Source organism: Colwellia sp. SU-HH00943, assembly GCF_057546125.1.
The window spans coordinates 448,373-464,237 of sequence record NZ_BAAJLW010000003.1 but is presented as its reverse complement, the minus strand read 5'-3'; the positions used below and the strand labels follow the sequence as shown (position 1 = coordinate 464,237).

Below are 15,865 nucleotides of genomic sequence, written 5' to 3'. Positions count from 1 at the left end.
CCAAACGCTATATTATAAGGTGCTTCTTCTGGTTGAAACAGCTTGGTTTAGTTGAGCAAGCATAGTTTCCGTATCTTGCCAGCCAATACAAGCATCAGTAATACTTTGGCCATAAACTTGCGCTTTGCCATTAACCAGCTTTTGATTACCTTCAACTAAATGACTTTCCGCCATAATACCAAAAATATTTTGATTTCCATGAACGATTTGCTCACAAACATCAGTAGAAACTATCATTTGATTTTCAAACTTTTTATTCGAGTTTGCATGGCTAAAATCAATCATAATCTTCGTATTTAAACCAACTTGCTCAAGCTGGTTAGTCACCTCATTAACACTATCGGCATCATAATTTGTTGTTGTGTTACCACCACGCAAAATAATATGACAATCATTGTTACCTGTTGTTTCTACAATGGCAGCATGACCAAATTTAGTAACAGACAAGAAGTGATGTGAAGCTGCAGCAGAGCCAATAGCGTCTATTGCTATTTTAATAGTACCGTCGGTGCCATTTTTAAAACCAACAGGACATGATAAACCTGAAGCTAACTCACGATGCACCTGAGATTCAGTTGTACGAGCACCGATAGCTCCCCAACACATAAAATCAGCCATATATTGTGGAGTAATCATATCTAAAAACTCACCGGCTGTAGGTAAGCCAAGTTCATTAATATCTAGTAATAACTTTCTGCCCATTCTCAGGCCATCATTTAGTTTAAAGCTATTATCCATATAAGGATCATTAATTAATCCTTTCCAGCCAACTGTGGTTCGCGGTTTTTCAAAATAAACACGCATTACAATTTCTAAATTGTTTTTGTATTTTTCACGTAATTTCACCAAGCGTTGACCGTATTCAATCGCAGCTTTTGGATCATGAATAGAACATGGGCCAATTACAACAAGTAAACGATCATCTTTACCATTCAATATATTATGAATAGCTGCTCGTCCTGCAACGACTGATTTAGTTGCTTGCTCTGACGCTGGAAATCGTTCCAATAATGCGATAGGGGGTAATAAGTCTTTGATTTTATTGATGCGCACATCGTCAGTTTGGTACATTTTTCACTCTCTTTTCAATATTCCCTTTGTAGGGTTTGCGATAACTTTACTACTTAAATTACGTCTAGACGCCTAAACAGATAATTCAGTGCCAATTTACCAGTGTTAACAGGCTAATACCAGTGGAGAAAGTGCAAAATTCCCATATAATCAAAGATTAGTTAAATTCTATGAGATGTTTGTAAAATGATTGACACTACACTGCCTTTAATGGACTTACATCGTCACCTTGATGGTAACATTCGCCCTACCACAATTTGGCAATTAGCGCTTAAAAATAATATTGAATTACCAACAACAACATTTGATGCTTTTATTCCTCATGTTCAGATCCAACTCAGCGAACCAGATTTACTGGCTTTTCTTAAAAAACTCGATTGGGGTGTTGCTGTCTTAAAAAATCTTGATGATGTTAAACGCATTGCTTATGAAAATGTTGAAGATGCTTATAACGCTGGTTTACATTATGCTGAGTTACGCTTCTCTCCTTACTACATGGCGATGAATCATAACCTAGACATTTCAGAAGTAGTTACAGCCGTTATTGATGGCGTTAGCACGGCTAAAAAAAGTTTTAACATTCACATCAACTTAATCGGGATTTTAAGTAGAACCTTTGGTGTAGACCATTGCCAAAAGGAGCTTAATGCACTTTTAGCCCATAAACAGCATCTTATCGCCATTGATTTAGCCGGTGATGAGTATAATTTTCCAGGCACATTATTTACTGATCATTTTAAACAAGTACGCGATGCAGGCTTAAATGTTACTGTGCATGCAGGTGAAGCAGGCAATGCAGAAAGTGTATGGCAAGCTATAAAAGAGCTAGGAGCAACACGCATCGGTCATGGCGTTGCATGTATCAATGATAATGAATTAATGAATTATATGGCGCAACATAATATTGCCATAGAGTCTTGCTTAACCTCAAACTTCCAAACAGGGACAGTGAAAGATTTAACTCAGCATCCTTTAAAAACCTTTCTGGATAAGGGAATAAAAGCTTGTTTAAATACTGACGATCCTGCCGTAGAAGGCATTGAAATTAAGCATGAATTCGAACTTGCTCAAAAGGTATTAAACTTCTCTGAAAGCGAGATAAGTAAACTACAACAAAATGCCTTAGACGTTTGCTTTTTATCGCATAATGAGAAAACAGCGCTAAAACAAAATATACTGTTATAAGACTTACTATAATTTCAATAAAAAGGAGCAAAACATGACTGAAGTATTAATTTCTTTAGCTACTGGGGCAGTAGTTGGCATAATGTTTTCTTTTCTAAAACTCCCCTTACCTGCACCACCTGTTTTATCAGGAATTGCCGGTATCTTTGGCATTTATCTAGGTGGGGTTGGTTATCAATTTATTTTAACGCGTTTTTTTAGTTAGAAACTATAGCTAGAAATTTTAGTTAGAAAAAAATGTGATGAAAGCAATACACTTTACTTTTTCATATTGCTAAACTAACCGTTCAGTAAAACACCCTTGATAGTAGAAACAAATTCAATGTTATGTTGAATAGTTCTGGCTAGAAACTTACTGAATAATGACTTCTTAAAAATTTTTTACAAGGGACATTTCATGAGCACACCTCATATCTCCGCAAAAAATGGGGATTTTGCCAAAACGGTACTTATGCCGGGCGATCCACTAAGAGCAAAATTTATTGCCGAAAACTTTTTAGATGATGCTACCTGCGTGACCAGCGTTCGCAACGTATTAGGTTATACCGGAACCTATCAAAGTAAACCTATCTCTGTGATGGGCTCAGGCATGGGGATTCCTTCAATTTCGATATATGCCACTGAGTTATATAAAGACTACGGTGTTGAAAATATTATTCGCATCGGCTCATGTGGTGCAGTTCGTGATGACGTGAAAATTCGCGATATCATAATCGGCATGGCTGCCAGTACCGATTCTAATGTAAACCGCCAGCGTTTTAATCAATGTGATTTTGCTGCTTGTGCAGATTTCGGTTTATTGCATAAAGTCATAAATACTGCCGATAAGCTTGGACAAAAAGTACGTGTAGGTAATATTTTTACCGCAGACTTGTTTTACACACCACAACCAGAAATGTTCGCCTTAATGGAAAAGTATGGTATTTTAGCCGTTGAAATGGAAGCATCCGGTTTATATGGTGTCGCTGCAGAATACGGTAAAAAGGCATTAACGGTACTAACCGTTTCTGATCATATAAAAACCGGTGAGCAAACCACGGCCGATGAGCGCGAAACAACGTTTAAAGATATGATGAAGCTAACATTAGAAAGCATTCTGTAATAACTTTGCTCGATAAGTAAATGAGATAAAACAATCAATCGCATACAAAAAAACCTGCAACATTGCAGGTTTTTTTTATCTGTTTGTAACTTATGAATGAGCGCTTAAATCAATATCCGCTAAGAAGCTAACACCATTGTCCATAGCTTGAACATTAAAAAGCTCAGCAACAGTTTGCCCTAAATCAGCAAAGCTGCTTCGTAAACCTAAATCAACTGACAATATTTGGTGGTGATAACATAATATAGGTACAAACTCTCTTGTATGATCACTGCCCTGCCAAGTAGGATCACAACCATGATCTGCCGTTAATAGCAGCATGTCTCCCTCATTCATGCTGTTAATTATCTCTGGTAAACGTTTATCAAAAGCTTCTAACTCCTGTGCGTAGCCAATAGCATCACGTCGGTGTCCAAAGTCTTGATCAAAGTTCACTAAATTAGTAAATATAAGGCTGTTATCTGGTGCAGTATTAATATGATTGATTGTTGCATTGACTAAAGCTTCAAGCCCTGTTGCTTTGGTTTTTATTGTTACTCCTTGATGGGCAAAAATATCAGCAATTTTGCCTACACTAATGACTTCGCCACCAGCATTCGATATTTTTTCTAATACCGTTGGTTTAGGCGGTAATACTGAATAATCTCGTCTATTGCCTGTACGTACAAAATTGTTGCTATCACTGCCAATAAAAGGTCTAGCTATAACACGACCTATTTTTAAACCCAATTCATCCAATAACTCACGGATTTGCTGACAATACTGATATAAATTATCTAAACCAAAATGCTGTTCGTGAGCGGCAACTTGAAAAACACTGTCTGCTGAGGTGTAACAAATGGGTATACCTGATTGAATATGCTCCTCTCCTAACGCCTTGATAATATCCGTACCCGAGGCATGACAATTACCTAACAAACCCATAACGCCTGTTTTAGCGCTTATGGCTTCAATCAACTCAGCTGAAAAAGCATTAGTTTTGTTTTCAAAGTAATCCCAATCAAACATGACGGGCACACCAGCCATTTCCCAATGACCACTAGGCGTATCTTTGCCTGTACTTAACTCAGCCATATAACCATACGCCCCTTTAGTTGGCGTATAATAAAAATCATTAATAGTTTTATGATTTGTGGTTAAGCATTGTGCAAATTTTTGCCATGTCTCCTCACTACTCGCCTGTTTACTTAACTCATGTAAGCCAAGCGCCCCTAACTCAGGAAGTTGAATGACTTTGTTTTCATTTTCAAAATAATATTGAGCTAAATTAATAAACGTATTAGCACCAACATCACCAAACTTTTCAGCATCGTGACTATAGCCAACGCCAAAGCTGTCCAACACGATAACTATTGCTCTTGCCATAAAAATAAAAACCTATTTATCTAAAGAATAAAAATAAACATGACCATTTAGTCAGCTTGTGATAATTTAATGCTTTTATTATATTCAGACAAGCTTTAAGTGCTTATTGAACAATATAATAAAAAATTATTGCTTAACTTTTAACTTAACTATTTTGCTGAACTATTTTACTAACAATATAGTACAATTTAAGTATACCTTTAATTCTACATTCTTAATCTAGTGTGCTTTATTACCCACGGAAACATTGATGACGCATCCAAATAAAACCACAGTAATAGCCATTGCAGGCGCATCTGCATCAGGCAAGTCACTGTTTGCTGAAACTATTTATAATGAATTGCTGCCTGAATTAGGCAAAGATGGCATTTCTATCATTAAAGAAGATGCTTACTATCGCGATCAATCACACCTAAGCATGGATGAGCGAAACCAAACAAATTATGATCATCCAAAAGCATTTGAGCATGAACTTTTAAGTAAGCATTTAAGCACCTTAATAAACCAACAAGATATTAGTAGCCCTGTATATTGCTATAAAACACATACCCGTTTGCAAGAAACTATAAATGTTAAACCCACTAAGATCATTTTAGTAGAAGGCATATTGTTACTGTCTAACCCTGAGTTACGCAATTGCTTTGATATAAAAGTGTATATGGATACGCCGCTCGATATTTGCCTGATCAGACGAATTGAGCGCGACACAATTGAGCGAGATCGAAGCTTAATGTCGATTACCACCCAATACCTGTCCACTGTGCGCCCTATGTATTATCAATTTATTGAACCCTCTAAAGCTTGGGCTGATATAGTGGTTACTCGTGGTGGTAAAAATCGCATGGCTATTGAAGTGCTTAAAGCAAAAATTCGTCAGCTATCTCAATAACATGAACTAGAAACACATCATAAAAAAATAATAAGAGCATCATATGGATTTAACAGCACTGCGCGGTATTTTTGGCATCATTATTTTATTAGCCATTGCCGTACTCTTATCAAAAAAAAGGCAAGCCATTAACTTACGTACTGTCGCTTGGGCTTTTATTTTACAACTCTCCTTAGGTGCATTTGTACTATACATCCCGTTTGGTAAAGATGTATTAACGTCAATATCCGGTGGCGTACAAACCGTTATCGATAGTGCTAAAGTCGGTATAGACTTCCTATTTGGCGGCTTAGGAACGGATGCAATGTTTGGTAATGGTGTCGGCTTTGTTTTTGCCGTTCGCGTATTACCTGTCATTATCTTTTTCTCATCGTTAATCGCTGTGCTTTATTATTTAGGCATTATGCAATGGGTGGTCAAAGTGATTGGAGGTGGGCTTCAAAAACTTTTAAAAACCTCTAAACCTGAATCACTCTCTGCAACAGCAAATATTTTTGTTGGCCAAACTGAGGCTCCATTAGTGATTAGGCCTTATATTGCAGGTATGACGCAATCTGAGTTGTTTGCCATTATGGTGGGTGGTTTAGCCTCTGTTGCAGGTTCTATTTTAGCAGGCTACGCTGGCCTAGGTATTGATTTGAAATACCTGATCGCTGCTTCGTTTATGGCTGCACCAGGTGGCTTATTAATGGCAAAGATAATCATCCCTGAGCTTGAACCAGAAAAAATCAGCAAAGAAGATTTAATAACCAAAGACTCTGGCGAAGAGTCAAGTAATGTTATCGACGCTGCCGCAAGTGGCGCAGCATCAGGATTAAAATTAGCCGTGAACGTAGGCGCCATGTTATTAGCCTTTATTGCTTTAATTGCTTTACTGAACTCTATGGTAGGTGGTGTTGCAGCATTGTTTGGCTTTGAAGGCATAACCATAGAGTGGCTTTTAGGTTATTTATTTGCACCCATAGCTTTCCTTATAGGCGTACCTTCAGCAGAGATGCTACAAGCAGGAAGCTTTATCGGACAAAAAATTGTTGTTAATGAATTTTTTGCTTATGTAAATTTTGTAGAAGTGAAAGATGAATTATCTCAAGGCACTCAAGCCATCATAACCTTTGCACTATGTGGTTTTGCTAACTTATCATCAATTGCTATTTTACTGGGCGGCATAGGCTCTATGGCACCGAATAGACGACATGATATTGCTAAACTTGGTATGAAAGCTATGCTGGCTGCTACGTTAGCTAACTTAATGAGCGCCGCAATTGCTGGCGTATTTATAGCGCTTTAATTTTCGGTATTTTTCATGACTCAATCAAACTTAACTCACATAGAACAAATAGCAAAACAAGCACTTAGCTTGATGGATTTAACCAGTTTAACAGATCAAGAGACGCCTGAAGATATCATCGCTTTATGTCAGCAAGCTAAATCAAGCGTTGGCAATACAGCGGCTATTTGTATTTTTCCGCGCTTTATCCCATTAGCTAAAAAGATATTAGCTGAGCAAGGTACACCTGATATAAAAGTTGCTACAGTCACTAACTTTCCTCATGGAAATAATGATATTAACATTGCGGTTGCAGAAACTCGCGCTGCTGTAGCCTATGGTGCAGATGAGATTGATGTTGTCTTCCCCTATAAAGCTCTTATTGCTGGAGATATCAACACAGGCTTTGAGTTGGTTGAGGCCTGTAAAAATGTCTGCCCTAAAAATGTATTACTGAAAGTAATCATAGAAAGTGGTGAATTAAAAACACCAGAATTAATCACACTCGCCAGTGAAGTTTCAATTCGAGCAGGCGCTGACTTTATTAAAACATCTACTGGCAAGGTAGCCGTTAATGCTACGCCAGAAGCGGCAGAGTTCATGCTCAAGGTCATAAAGAACACTCACTTAAATGTAGGTTTTAAAGCTGCTGGCGGTGTTAGAAATGCACATGATGCTGAAGTTTATTTGTCATTAGCGAATGACATTTTAGGTGCTGATTGGCTCGATGCAGAACACTTTAGGTTTGGTGCCAGTAGTTTATTATCAAACCTATTAACAACACTTAATGCTGATGATAATCAGAGCACAGAAAACAGCGTAAACTTGGATAACAGCTCAGGCGAACAAGCCTACTAACTTTAATCAATCGGCAATCCCTTATGGCTCAACTGTATTTTTATTATTCTTCAATGAATGCAGGAAAATCAACGCATTTATTACAATCTTCTTATAATTATAATGAATGTGGTTTACGCACTGCACTTTATACTGCACAAATTGATGATCGGTATGCAAAAGGTAAAGTATCTTCTCGTTTAGGCATTCATGCTGATGCTAATTTATTTACTGAAGAAACTGATTTATTCCATGAGGTAAAAGTACTTCATGAACATGATAATATCGCCTGTGTATTAATTGATGAAGCCCAGTTTTTAACCAAACCACAAGTAAAGCAATTAACTGATATTGTTGATGACCTTGCCATCCCTGTTTTGGCCTACGGAATTAGAACCGATTTTTTAGGGCAAACATTTTCAGGGAGTGCCGCTTTACTTGCTTGGGCAGATAAATTGGTGGAACTCAAAACTATTTGTCATTGTGGCAGAAAAGCTAATTTTGTTATTCGACTTGATCAACATGGCAATGCTGTTACGGGTGGTGAACAAGTCGAAGTAGGTGGCAATGAGCGCTATCAAGCACTCTGTCGAAGCCATTTCAAAGAATACGTTGCGCTCAAATAAGCCCTTAAACCATTACCTTATCCTTTTGTGTTAAATAAACCACTAGCCTATATGGTGTCGAGCTTTCCAAGCTAGCAAAAGGGTAACACGTAACCAAGACTAAGCCCTTTTGGCTAACTTGAAGTGTCAGCTTTGTTTCTCGAGTATCTATCACACTCATGTGCTGAACCTCATAGTATGTTTGTTGTTGTTGATTATTTTCAATGACGATCTGCTCGCCTAGTTTAAGTAACTCAAGCCACTTAAAATGACTATCATTGTGCGCAGAAATTACCATGGTTCCTTTAAAATCAATCTCATTGATGCCAGTTAGTGCCGGCCCAAAGGCAAGTGCTTGCCCTGAATCATTGTTAAGAACAATCTGTGAAATACCCAAGCCATTAACAGTCAATTTAGCAACAGGATAAAAATCAGCCCATGGCCATGGTGGACTTTGTGTTTCTATATCCTTACTTATAATACTTTGCCAAGTCTGAGTAAGTAATATTTGCGCTAGATAAGCTTTAGCTATTAGATAACCACTTTGAAATAAAAACCCTCCTCCAAATATTAAGCAACTGATAGTTAACCACTTCCATAGAACTAACTTATGAGCGTTCATTAGTCTTTGTTCTTTTTAGTTGTAGTAAGTGAATTAGTAAGCCAATAAAAAACAATATTAAACCGGTAAACATATATCGGTTTACGCCTAAGCTTGTATTACTTAAAGGGATCACTTGAGTTGAGCCTTTGGGCATTAAATTAGACACTTTATGTTTTGCTAGACGTTGGTCTTTATTTCGGCTGCTCTGCTCTTCTATAGCAACAAAACTTGTATAGGGAGAAACTAAATGATGGTTTAGCGCTAATAAGGTTATTTGTGTTTCTATCGCTTGTTTGGTTTGTAAATCTGCTCGTCTATGTAAGCTAGTTAAATGCTTGATTTTTTGCCTAGCCCACCACTGATCTAACCCTGTATTTTTTTGCTGCTGATGTTTGGCTGTTTGAATTTCTTCTTGCCAATCAAGATCTGATAACTGCCCTGTTACTGTTACTTTAGACTCTCCTTTCTTAACCATTTTTTTGGGCCATCTAGCGCTAATTACTAAAGGTTGTTTTTGGTATAAATCAGGAATCAATATCGGGTAACTCTCAACCCCTGATTCAGGCCAGTTGACGTTAATGTTACTCATCACAGGATTATTAATAGCACTAAATAAGGAGTGCATTTTAGAACTAACGTCATTCACTGAGCCAATGTAACGATACGTGCCGCGACCAGACTCGGCTGCGCGAGACATAAAGTAACTATTCGGAGCAGAGCCAATGCCTACAGTATGTAAACGAGTATTCGCTAATTTGTTTTCGATAAGCGTAAAAAGTGCCTGCTCGTTGGTTACACTTCCATCAGTGATGAATATTACCTGCTTATATTTATCACTTGCTTGTTCATGGATTAACGCTTTGTCAATGGCGGGATACATATCAGTACCACCGCCTGCTCTTAAGCTTTCTAGCCAGTGTTTTGCCAACGTTAGATTCATGGCATTGGCATCAAGGCTACGTTGAAATAACATATTAATTTTATTGTTAAAGGCAATAATATTGAATGAGTCACTGGGGGATAATAAATCAAGAGCCGTACGCAAGGCTTGTTTAGCCTGCTCAATAGCAACACCTCCCATTGAGCCCGACACATCAATGATATAGGTAACTTCCTTATCAATCGCTTTTCCTTGTTTTACTTTTGGCGGCATGACCATCAATAAACCATAATTAAAATCATTATCTGTCATCTGAAAAAACGCAGCCTTTGGGTTTCTCCCCTGAGCAACTTGCCATGTCAGGACAAAATCTTGATCTAATAAAGCCTTGTTTTCGACAAGAGAAACTTGCGTTAAATTACTTCGTTGAGTTTTATGTATAGGATGATAACGACTTACGACATTTGTGAGTGCTAAGCCGGTATTTAATGATACATCTATTGTTACATGTTGACCTCGGCTATTTCTGGTAAAAGAAGGAGAAACCTCCGCCCAACCAAAATCAGTGATAGTAGTATGATTGCTTATTTGAGTATTATCATATTCATGTGAACCCCCCCCTTTTTCAGCGCGGTCACTATCAGTGATAGTTAAGGGCTGAGGACTATATCTAGGTGTTAATGTTAAAGGAATTCTTAATGAAAACTCCTCGTATTCATAAGCAACCGATTGTAAATAGCCTATGGTAATTTTAATCGTTTCTCCAGGTGCGATATTACTTACTTTAGTGGTAAAAACATTAGGTCGTTGTTGACTGACCAAACTCGCTTTTTTACCTTGTTGTTTTGCTTTTTGATAGAGCTGTTTAGCTTGCTGCTTCTCTTTTATTTTTCCAACAATACGGCGCTCCCCTATCTCCATTAACATTGAATCGACAGCAGCATCATCTATTAAAGGAAAAACATAAACTGCTTCTACAAAATCTTCACTAGTATTTTTAAATGATTGAGTTAATAAAGCACGAGCTAATAGACCGTTTACTTCAATCTGATAATCACTATTTTGTGTGACTGCACTTTGATAGCCTTGATCAGTTTTAAAATACAAGCTTCCCGAGCTTACTTCATGGTATGGGATTTGTTCTTGCATTGTTGGTTCAGACGCTTGCGTATATAGGGGTATAAATCCTAAAGTGCAGATCAAAACCGCAAATAGCCGAGCTAAATTTTCGCATAAACAATTTATGCTATTAAGCCTGAAACATCTCCCAAGATTAAAAACGAAGCGAGGAGTGATTTTTACTGGCTGAGACTGGTTGGGGGTTGTCATTATTAAACTCCATGTAGAAGAAAGTTTAATAATGAAAAATAGAAATGTCTTTTTAACGCTAAACTATGGCAAAGGAATGATTAATTATGACGAATTATGGCAATAGTGAAAATGCTTATTTTAATAATGCATGACCTTCGGGTAATTGTTTAGCAATCCATAGGGCCAGTTTATGCTTCATATTAGGTTGATCTTCATGATCAACCGCTAAAGGCTGAATAAGCTTATCGTTAACCAGTAAACGATACAAAATTTCAACTTTTTCTTTAGCTGAATCTGTGGCAGAAAAGCCATTATAGCCTCTATTGACAGCATATTTTTCGCCTATTAATAAAGCTTTCTTTAGTAGCTCTGCTTCATTTTTCAATTTTTTCATTATATGTAAATCTGAATAATTAAGGTATAGTAAAGATGCGTTAAAACTTGAAGTAAGTCAATCACCTGTTGATTTGGTTTGATGGGATAATTGATTTATATCAGCAAAAGAACAATACTAATTTATTATAATGCTAAATAGTTAGTAAACATGTAGAAAAATAAGAATCAGGATGAAGTATGTCAATCTCACGCACTAGAAAAGTTCAACATAAAGTATATATTCCCTCTTCCGCTCGTGAAAACCAATATCTAATGGTTAAATTCCCACTTACGGACGAATTAATCGCTAAATATGCTGATTTAATTGATCAAGAATCTGCACAACCTTATAAAAAATTCTATCAAACAATAGCTGAATTGTTTTTTAAAATTAACGATGAGCTAAATATTGAAAGTTGCCAATTTGTCGCTAATGATAAATTTACTCGTGTACGTTTTAGCCCTGAAAAATTAACATCAGAGACTAAACAGCAATTATTGTTTCTTTACAACCCGGCTTATCATACAAGCCAAAATAGCTACATTGATGGTAGTAAACGTGCTAAAAAAATCACGCTTGTTTTTCTTGCTAATGGCTCTGAGTTAAGAATTAATTCAGCAAAATTCCATAAAAAAGTTACCAAAGCGGTTGAGAATCTTGCGGAGCAATTAACGGTTGATAAATCTACTATACGTCTTTGTGACCACCAGCATTTAACGTATGATTTATTTGCTAAAAATAAGGGTGTTGAAGGATCTCAAGTTCATAAGTTCCGTTCAATTACTAATCGTTACTTAGCTGATGAGCAAAACTTACCAGAAGCAATTGATGCCCTTACCTATGCGGTTGTCGATCTACCTGTTAATCGAAGAATTCGTTCATTAGCGCCAGATAGTGAAGATAGCAAAGAGAAATACAACGAATTGTATAATTTAGTTGCTGATGCGTTTATAACTTCTGCTAAGAATCAAAACTTAAACAACGGTGCTGTTATTGCAAATGGCTTAGTTCCTATTGTACGTAATGCCGAAGATGAAAATGTTATTGCCAGTGGTGAGCTACTCATGCTTGGTTATAATCCAACTCATACGAGTTGTGGCTATACGTGTAAATGGGATAGCGCAAAACTTGTTGATACAATACAGTTAATTTTTGTAGCGGGTGAGCATAATAAAACCCCACATGGTTTTGGTAAATTTGTAAACCAAATAGAGCAAGCATTACGTTCATTTGCAGAACGTTTAGATTTTGTAAACGACCAAGAAGAAATGTTGGTTCGTTTACATCAACACATTGGTTATTATATGGACTAACCCAATCAGGTAGCTGCTCGACAAAACGCAGCTACCTCCTTCTTTTGTCCAAAAATCACACAAAACGCCTTTCAAACGCCATAAATTAGTTACTTATAACAATTTAATTTAAAAATCTTCAATTTTATAATTGCTTTTTCCTTAAAAACTGGCAAAGTGGCTTTTCGCTAATCACTTACTTTTTTTAGTATTAGCATTCACAATTTGATCCCAACAATATTAATTAAAGGAGTAGCGCTTCAATGTGTTCGATCTTTGGTATATTAGATATAAAATCAGGTGCGGAAGCACTTCGCCCTCAAGCTTTAGAATGTTCCCGTCTTTTACGTCACCGTGGTCCTGACTGGTCAGGTATTTATCATAATGACAATGCAATTTTAGTACACGAACGTTTATCTATCGTTGATACTGAGCATGGCGCTCAACCTCTCTATAACGAAAATGAAACTCACGTTTTAGCCGTTAACGGTGAAATTTACAATCACAAAACGTTAAAAACCACGTTAAACATTGATTACTCATTCAAAACAGCTTCAGATTGTGAAGTGATCTTACCTTTATATGCAGAGCACGGCGTTGAGTTTGTAGACAAATTACAAGGTATGTTCGCGTTCTGTTTATATAACGCTGAAGATAACAGTTATTTAATTGCCCGTGACCATATTGGTATTATTCCTCTTTATATGGGACGCGACGAGCAAGGTCACTTATACGTTGCATCAGAAATGAAAGCGTTAATACCTATGTGTACCAGTGTTGAGGAGTTTCCTCCTGGGCATATACTCGATAGTAAAGTAGGTGAAGTACAAAAGTACTACAAACGTAACTGGCACAAATACGATGCTATTAAAGATAACACCACGAGCACCACAAAAATTCGTGAAGCCTTAGAAGAGTCAGTAAAAAGTCACCTAATGACTGACGTACCATACGGTGTATTACTTTCAGGTGGTTTAGATTCATCATTAATTTCAGCCATTACACAAAAATTTGCCTCTCGCCGTGTAGAAGATAATGATTTGGCAGAAGCTTGGTGGCCGAAAGTACATTCATTTGCGTGTGGATTAGAAGGCTCTCCTGACTTAATCGCAGCGCAAACAGTTGCTGATAGTATTGGCACTATTCACCACAGTGTTATCTTTACTGAACAAGAAGGTATTGATGCCCTTAAAGAAGTTATCTACCACCTAGAAACTTATGATGTAACAACGATTCGTGCATCAACTCCAATGTACTTAATGGCGCGTAAAATCAAAGCTATGGGCATTAAAATGGTACTTTCGGGTGAAGGTGCAGATGAAATCTTTGGTGGCTACTTATACTTCCACAAAGCACCTAACGCACAAGAGTTCCACGAAGAGCTTAACCGTAAGTTAGATCGTTTACACAAGTTTGACTGTTTACGTGCGAATAAGTCGATGTCGGCTTGGGGTATTGAAGCGCGTGTTCCGTTCTTAGACAAAAACTTCATGGACGTAGCAATGCGTATTAACCCAGAAGATAAGATGTGTGGTAACGGTAAAATGGAAAAAGCGATTTTACGTGAATCGTTTGAAGGTTATTTACCAAAAGAAATCTTATGGCGTCAAAAAGAACAATTCTCTGATGGTGTAGGATATAACTGGATTGATGGTTTACGTGCATTTATCGAAACACAAGTAACTGATCAACAATTAGAAAATGCACATCACAGGTTCCCTGTAAATACGCCTGATACAAAAGAAGGTTATTTCTACCGTAGTATTTTTGAAGAAAAGTACCCTCTTCCTTCTGCAGCAGATTGTGTCATTGGTGGTAAATCAGTTGCCTGCTCTACACAAGAAGCATTAGCTTGGGATGAAAGCTTTAAAGATAATGCTGATCCTTCAGGTCGTGCAGTATTAAGTGTTCATAACGAAAGTTACTAACCACTTATTTAACTGATATGAATAAAAAAAGCGAGTAATGGGTTTTCATTACTCGCTTTTTCATTTTTAGGCAATTAAGGATGGCTTATTGGTAAAATATTTAGTGTCTTCGATTTAAAATTATTTTAAACCATTTACCACGTCTTTAATTAATTCTGGCCCTTGGTAGATAAAGCCAGTATAAACTTGTACTAAACTCGCACCAGCCGCTAATTTTTCATTAGCATCTTCACTTGAGGCAATACCGCCAACACCAATAATAGGTAATTTACCCTCAAGAGCTTTACTTAATAATTTAATAACGGTTGTGCTTTTATCTTTTACTGGCGCACCACTTAATCCACCCTGCTCTTCACCATGTTCAAGATTTTCAACGCCTTCTCTTGATAAGGTTGTATTAGTAGCAATCACTGCATCAATATCATTATCTATCAAACATTGGGCAATGCCGTTTACTTCTTCCTCGTTGAGATCTGGCGCTATTTTTACTGCTACGGGCACATATTTACCAAATTGGTCTGCTAATATTTTTTGCTCAGCTTTTAAAGCGGCAAGTAACTCGTTTAACGCATCACCGTATTGTAGTGCACGTAAGCCTGGGGTATTAGGAGAAGAAATGTTAACGGTTATATAAGTCGCAAAATCATACACTTTACGCATACAATGAATGTAATCATCTTTGGCATTTTCTTCAGGAGTATCTTTGTTTTTACCAATATTAATGCCTAAAACACCTTTAAATTTTGCAGCGCGTACTTGTGAGACTAAGTAATCGACTCCTTTATTATTAAAACCCATACGGTTAATAATAGCGTTTGCTTCAGGTAATCTAAAAATTCTTGGTTTATCATTACCCGGTTGCGGACGTGGGGTTACCGTTCCCACTTCAACAAAACCAAAGCCCATCGCAGCAAAAGCATCAATACACTCACCATTTTTATCTAAACCCGCGGCTAAACCGACAGGATTAGGAAACTCAATACCCATCACATTGACAGGTTTATTATCGACTTTCTGCTTATAAAGGTTATTGAATACGGTTGTACCAGTATTTTTTAAACTTTTGATTGTAAACTCGTGAATAGTTTCGGCGTCAAACTGAAAAAATACTTTACGAATGGCTGAATAAAACATAACACCTCTGATGTTGAAA

Annotated in this window: 15 protein-coding genes; 9 read left to right on the top strand and 6 right to left on the bottom strand. The window is 37.1% G+C overall.

All coding sequences use genetic code 11. From position 1 onward, the window contains the following. Window positions 1–12: 12 nt before the first annotated feature. Window positions 13–1,071 (bottom strand): 3-deoxy-7-phosphoheptulonate synthase AroG, encoded by a 1,059-nt coding sequence (gene aroG / locus AC27GZ_RS10440; protein ID WP_487094941.1) that lies wholly within the window; start codon window positions 1,069–1,071, stop codon window positions 13–15. A gap of 186 nt (window positions 1,072–1,257) precedes the next feature. Here aroG and add point away from each other — a divergent pair, with 186 nt between their 5' ends. From add to deoD, 3 genes are all read left to right on the top strand, one after another. Further along, entirely contained in the window at window positions 1,258–2,256 is a 999-nt protein-coding gene (gene add / locus AC27GZ_RS10435) for an adenosine deaminase (RefSeq protein WP_487094940.1), read from the top strand. A 34-nt stretch (window positions 2,257–2,290) separates the two neighbouring features. Further along, window positions 2,291–2,461: a XapX domain-containing protein gene (locus AC27GZ_RS10430; protein ID WP_487094939.1), complete on the top strand. Its 171-nt coding sequence runs from the start codon at window positions 2,291–2,293 to the stop codon at window positions 2,459–2,461. Window positions 2,462–2,653: 192 nt separating this feature from the next. Further along, entirely contained in the window at window positions 2,654–3,358 is a 705-nt protein-coding gene (deoD, locus tag AC27GZ_RS10425) for a purine-nucleoside phosphorylase (protein ID WP_487094937.1), read from the top strand. 90 nt (window positions 3,359–3,448) lie between these two features. Here deoD and AC27GZ_RS10420 read toward each other — a convergent pair whose 3' ends face one another. Beyond that, a complete protein-coding gene (locus AC27GZ_RS10420) occupies window positions 3,449–4,723 on the bottom strand; it encodes a phosphopentomutase (protein ID WP_487094936.1) in 1,275 nt (424 codons plus the stop codon). Between the two features lie 250 nt (window positions 4,724–4,973). Here AC27GZ_RS10420 and udk point away from each other — a divergent pair, with 250 nt between their 5' ends. From udk to AC27GZ_RS10400, 4 genes are read left to right on the top strand one after another with little or no spacing between them, the layout of a single operon-like run. Continuing rightward, the gene (udk, locus tag AC27GZ_RS10415) at window positions 4,974–5,612 is read left to right on the top strand and encodes a uridine kinase (protein WP_487094935.1); all 639 of its coding nucleotides are present in this window, start codon (window positions 4,974–4,976) and stop codon (window positions 5,610–5,612) included. A gap of 43 nt (window positions 5,613–5,655) precedes the next feature. Beyond that, the gene (locus tag AC27GZ_RS10410; RefSeq protein WP_487094934.1) at window positions 5,656–6,900 is read left to right on the top strand and encodes a NupC/NupG family nucleoside CNT transporter; all 1,245 of its coding nucleotides are present in this window, start codon (window positions 5,656–5,658) and stop codon (window positions 6,898–6,900) included. Between the two features lie 15 nt (window positions 6,901–6,915). Then, window positions 6,916–7,737, top strand: a complete 822-nt coding sequence (gene deoC, locus AC27GZ_RS10405) for a deoxyribose-phosphate aldolase (RefSeq protein ID WP_487094933.1) — start codon at window positions 6,916–6,918, stop codon at window positions 7,735–7,737. A gap of 23 nt (window positions 7,738–7,760) precedes the next feature. Further along, entirely contained in the window at window positions 7,761–8,342 is a 582-nt protein-coding gene (locus AC27GZ_RS10400; RefSeq protein ID WP_487094932.1) for a thymidine kinase, read from the top strand. 4 nt (window positions 8,343–8,346) lie between these two features. Here AC27GZ_RS10400 and AC27GZ_RS10395 read toward each other — a convergent pair whose 3' ends face one another. The 3 genes from AC27GZ_RS10395 to AC27GZ_RS10385 all read right to left on the bottom strand — a co-directional run bounded on the left by AC27GZ_RS10395 (window position 8,347) and on the right by AC27GZ_RS10385 (window position 11,510). Continuing rightward, window positions 8,347–8,943, bottom strand: coding sequence for a class GN sortase (locus tag AC27GZ_RS10395; protein WP_487094931.1), 597 nt, complete (start codon window positions 8,941–8,943; stop codon window positions 8,347–8,349). Continuing rightward, entirely contained in the window at window positions 8,930–10,954 is a 2,025-nt protein-coding gene (locus tag AC27GZ_RS10390) for a marine proteobacterial sortase target protein (protein ID WP_487094930.1), read from the bottom strand. Before AC27GZ_RS10390 ends, AC27GZ_RS10395 begins: the two co-directional genes overlap by 14 nt. A 295-nt stretch (window positions 10,955–11,249) precedes the next feature. Continuing rightward, on the bottom strand, window positions 11,250–11,510 hold the full coding sequence (locus AC27GZ_RS10385; protein ID WP_487094929.1) for a DUF5062 family protein: 261 nt from the start codon (window positions 11,508–11,510) through the stop codon (window positions 11,250–11,252). A gap of 179 nt (window positions 11,511–11,689) precedes the next feature. Between AC27GZ_RS10385 and AC27GZ_RS10380 the strand changes: the two genes are divergently transcribed. Both AC27GZ_RS10380 and asnB read left to right on the top strand, forming a co-directional pair. Next, window positions 11,690–12,805, top strand: a complete 1,116-nt coding sequence (locus AC27GZ_RS10380; protein WP_487094927.1) for a DUF3083 family protein — start codon at window positions 11,690–11,692, stop codon at window positions 12,803–12,805. Between the two features lie 242 nt (window positions 12,806–13,047). Further along, window positions 13,048–14,712: an asparagine synthase B gene (gene asnB, locus AC27GZ_RS10375; RefSeq protein ID WP_487094925.1), complete on the top strand. Its 1,665-nt coding sequence runs from the start codon at window positions 13,048–13,050 to the stop codon at window positions 14,710–14,712. A gap of 120 nt (window positions 14,713–14,832) precedes the next feature. On the opposite strand, the gene pyrD is transcribed toward asnB, so the two are convergent. After that, window positions 14,833–15,846 carry a quinone-dependent dihydroorotate dehydrogenase gene (pyrD, locus tag AC27GZ_RS10370; protein WP_487094924.1) on the bottom strand — a complete coding sequence of 338 codons (1,014 nt, stop codon included), beginning with the start codon at window positions 15,844–15,846 and terminating at the stop codon, window positions 14,833–14,835. Window positions 15,847–15,865 lie beyond the last annotated feature (19 nt).

Bases quoted from the DNA above. Each gene is read 5' to 3' on its own strand.
- AC27GZ_RS10395 (WP_487094931.1), bottom strand. From the start codon at position 8,943: ATGAACGCTCATAAGTTAGTTCTATGGAAGTGGTTAACTATCAGTTGC.
- AC27GZ_RS10390 (WP_487094930.1), bottom strand. From the start codon at position 10,954: ATGCAAGAACAAATCCCATACCATGAAGTAAGCTCGGGAAGCTTGTAT.
- add (WP_487094940.1), top strand. From the start codon at position 1,258: ATGATTGACACTACACTGCCTTTAATGGACTTACATCGTCACCTTGAT.
- pyrD (WP_487094924.1), bottom strand. From the start codon at position 15,846: ATGTTTTATTCAGCCATTCGTAAAGTATTTTTTCAGTTTGACGCCGAA.
- asnB (WP_487094925.1), top strand. From the start codon at position 13,048: ATGTGTTCGATCTTTGGTATATTAGATATAAAATCAGGTGCGGAAGCA.
- AC27GZ_RS10430 (WP_487094939.1), top strand. From the start codon at position 2,291: ATGACTGAAGTATTAATTTCTTTAGCTACTGGGGCAGTAGTTGGCATA.
- deoC (WP_487094933.1), top strand. From the start codon at position 6,916: ATGACTCAATCAAACTTAACTCACATAGAACAAATAGCAAAACAAGCA.
- AC27GZ_RS10380 (WP_487094927.1), top strand. From the start codon at position 11,690: ATGTCAATCTCACGCACTAGAAAAGTTCAACATAAAGTATATATTCCC.
- aroG (WP_487094941.1), bottom strand. From the start codon at position 1,071: ATGTACCAAACTGACGATGTGCGCATCAATAAAATCAAAGACTTATTA.
- AC27GZ_RS10420 (WP_487094936.1), bottom strand. From the start codon at position 4,723: ATGGCAAGAGCAATAGTTATCGTGTTGGACAGCTTTGGCGTTGGCTAT.
- AC27GZ_RS10385 (WP_487094929.1), bottom strand. From the start codon at position 11,510: ATGAAAAAATTGAAAAATGAAGCAGAGCTACTAAAGAAAGCTTTATTA.
- udk (WP_487094935.1), top strand. From the start codon at position 4,974: ATGACGCATCCAAATAAAACCACAGTAATAGCCATTGCAGGCGCATCT.
- AC27GZ_RS10400 (WP_487094932.1), top strand. From the start codon at position 7,761: ATGGCTCAACTGTATTTTTATTATTCTTCAATGAATGCAGGAAAATCA.
- deoD (WP_487094937.1), top strand. From the start codon at position 2,654: ATGAGCACACCTCATATCTCCGCAAAAAATGGGGATTTTGCCAAAACG.
- AC27GZ_RS10410 (WP_487094934.1), top strand. From the start codon at position 5,656: ATGGATTTAACAGCACTGCGCGGTATTTTTGGCATCATTATTTTATTA.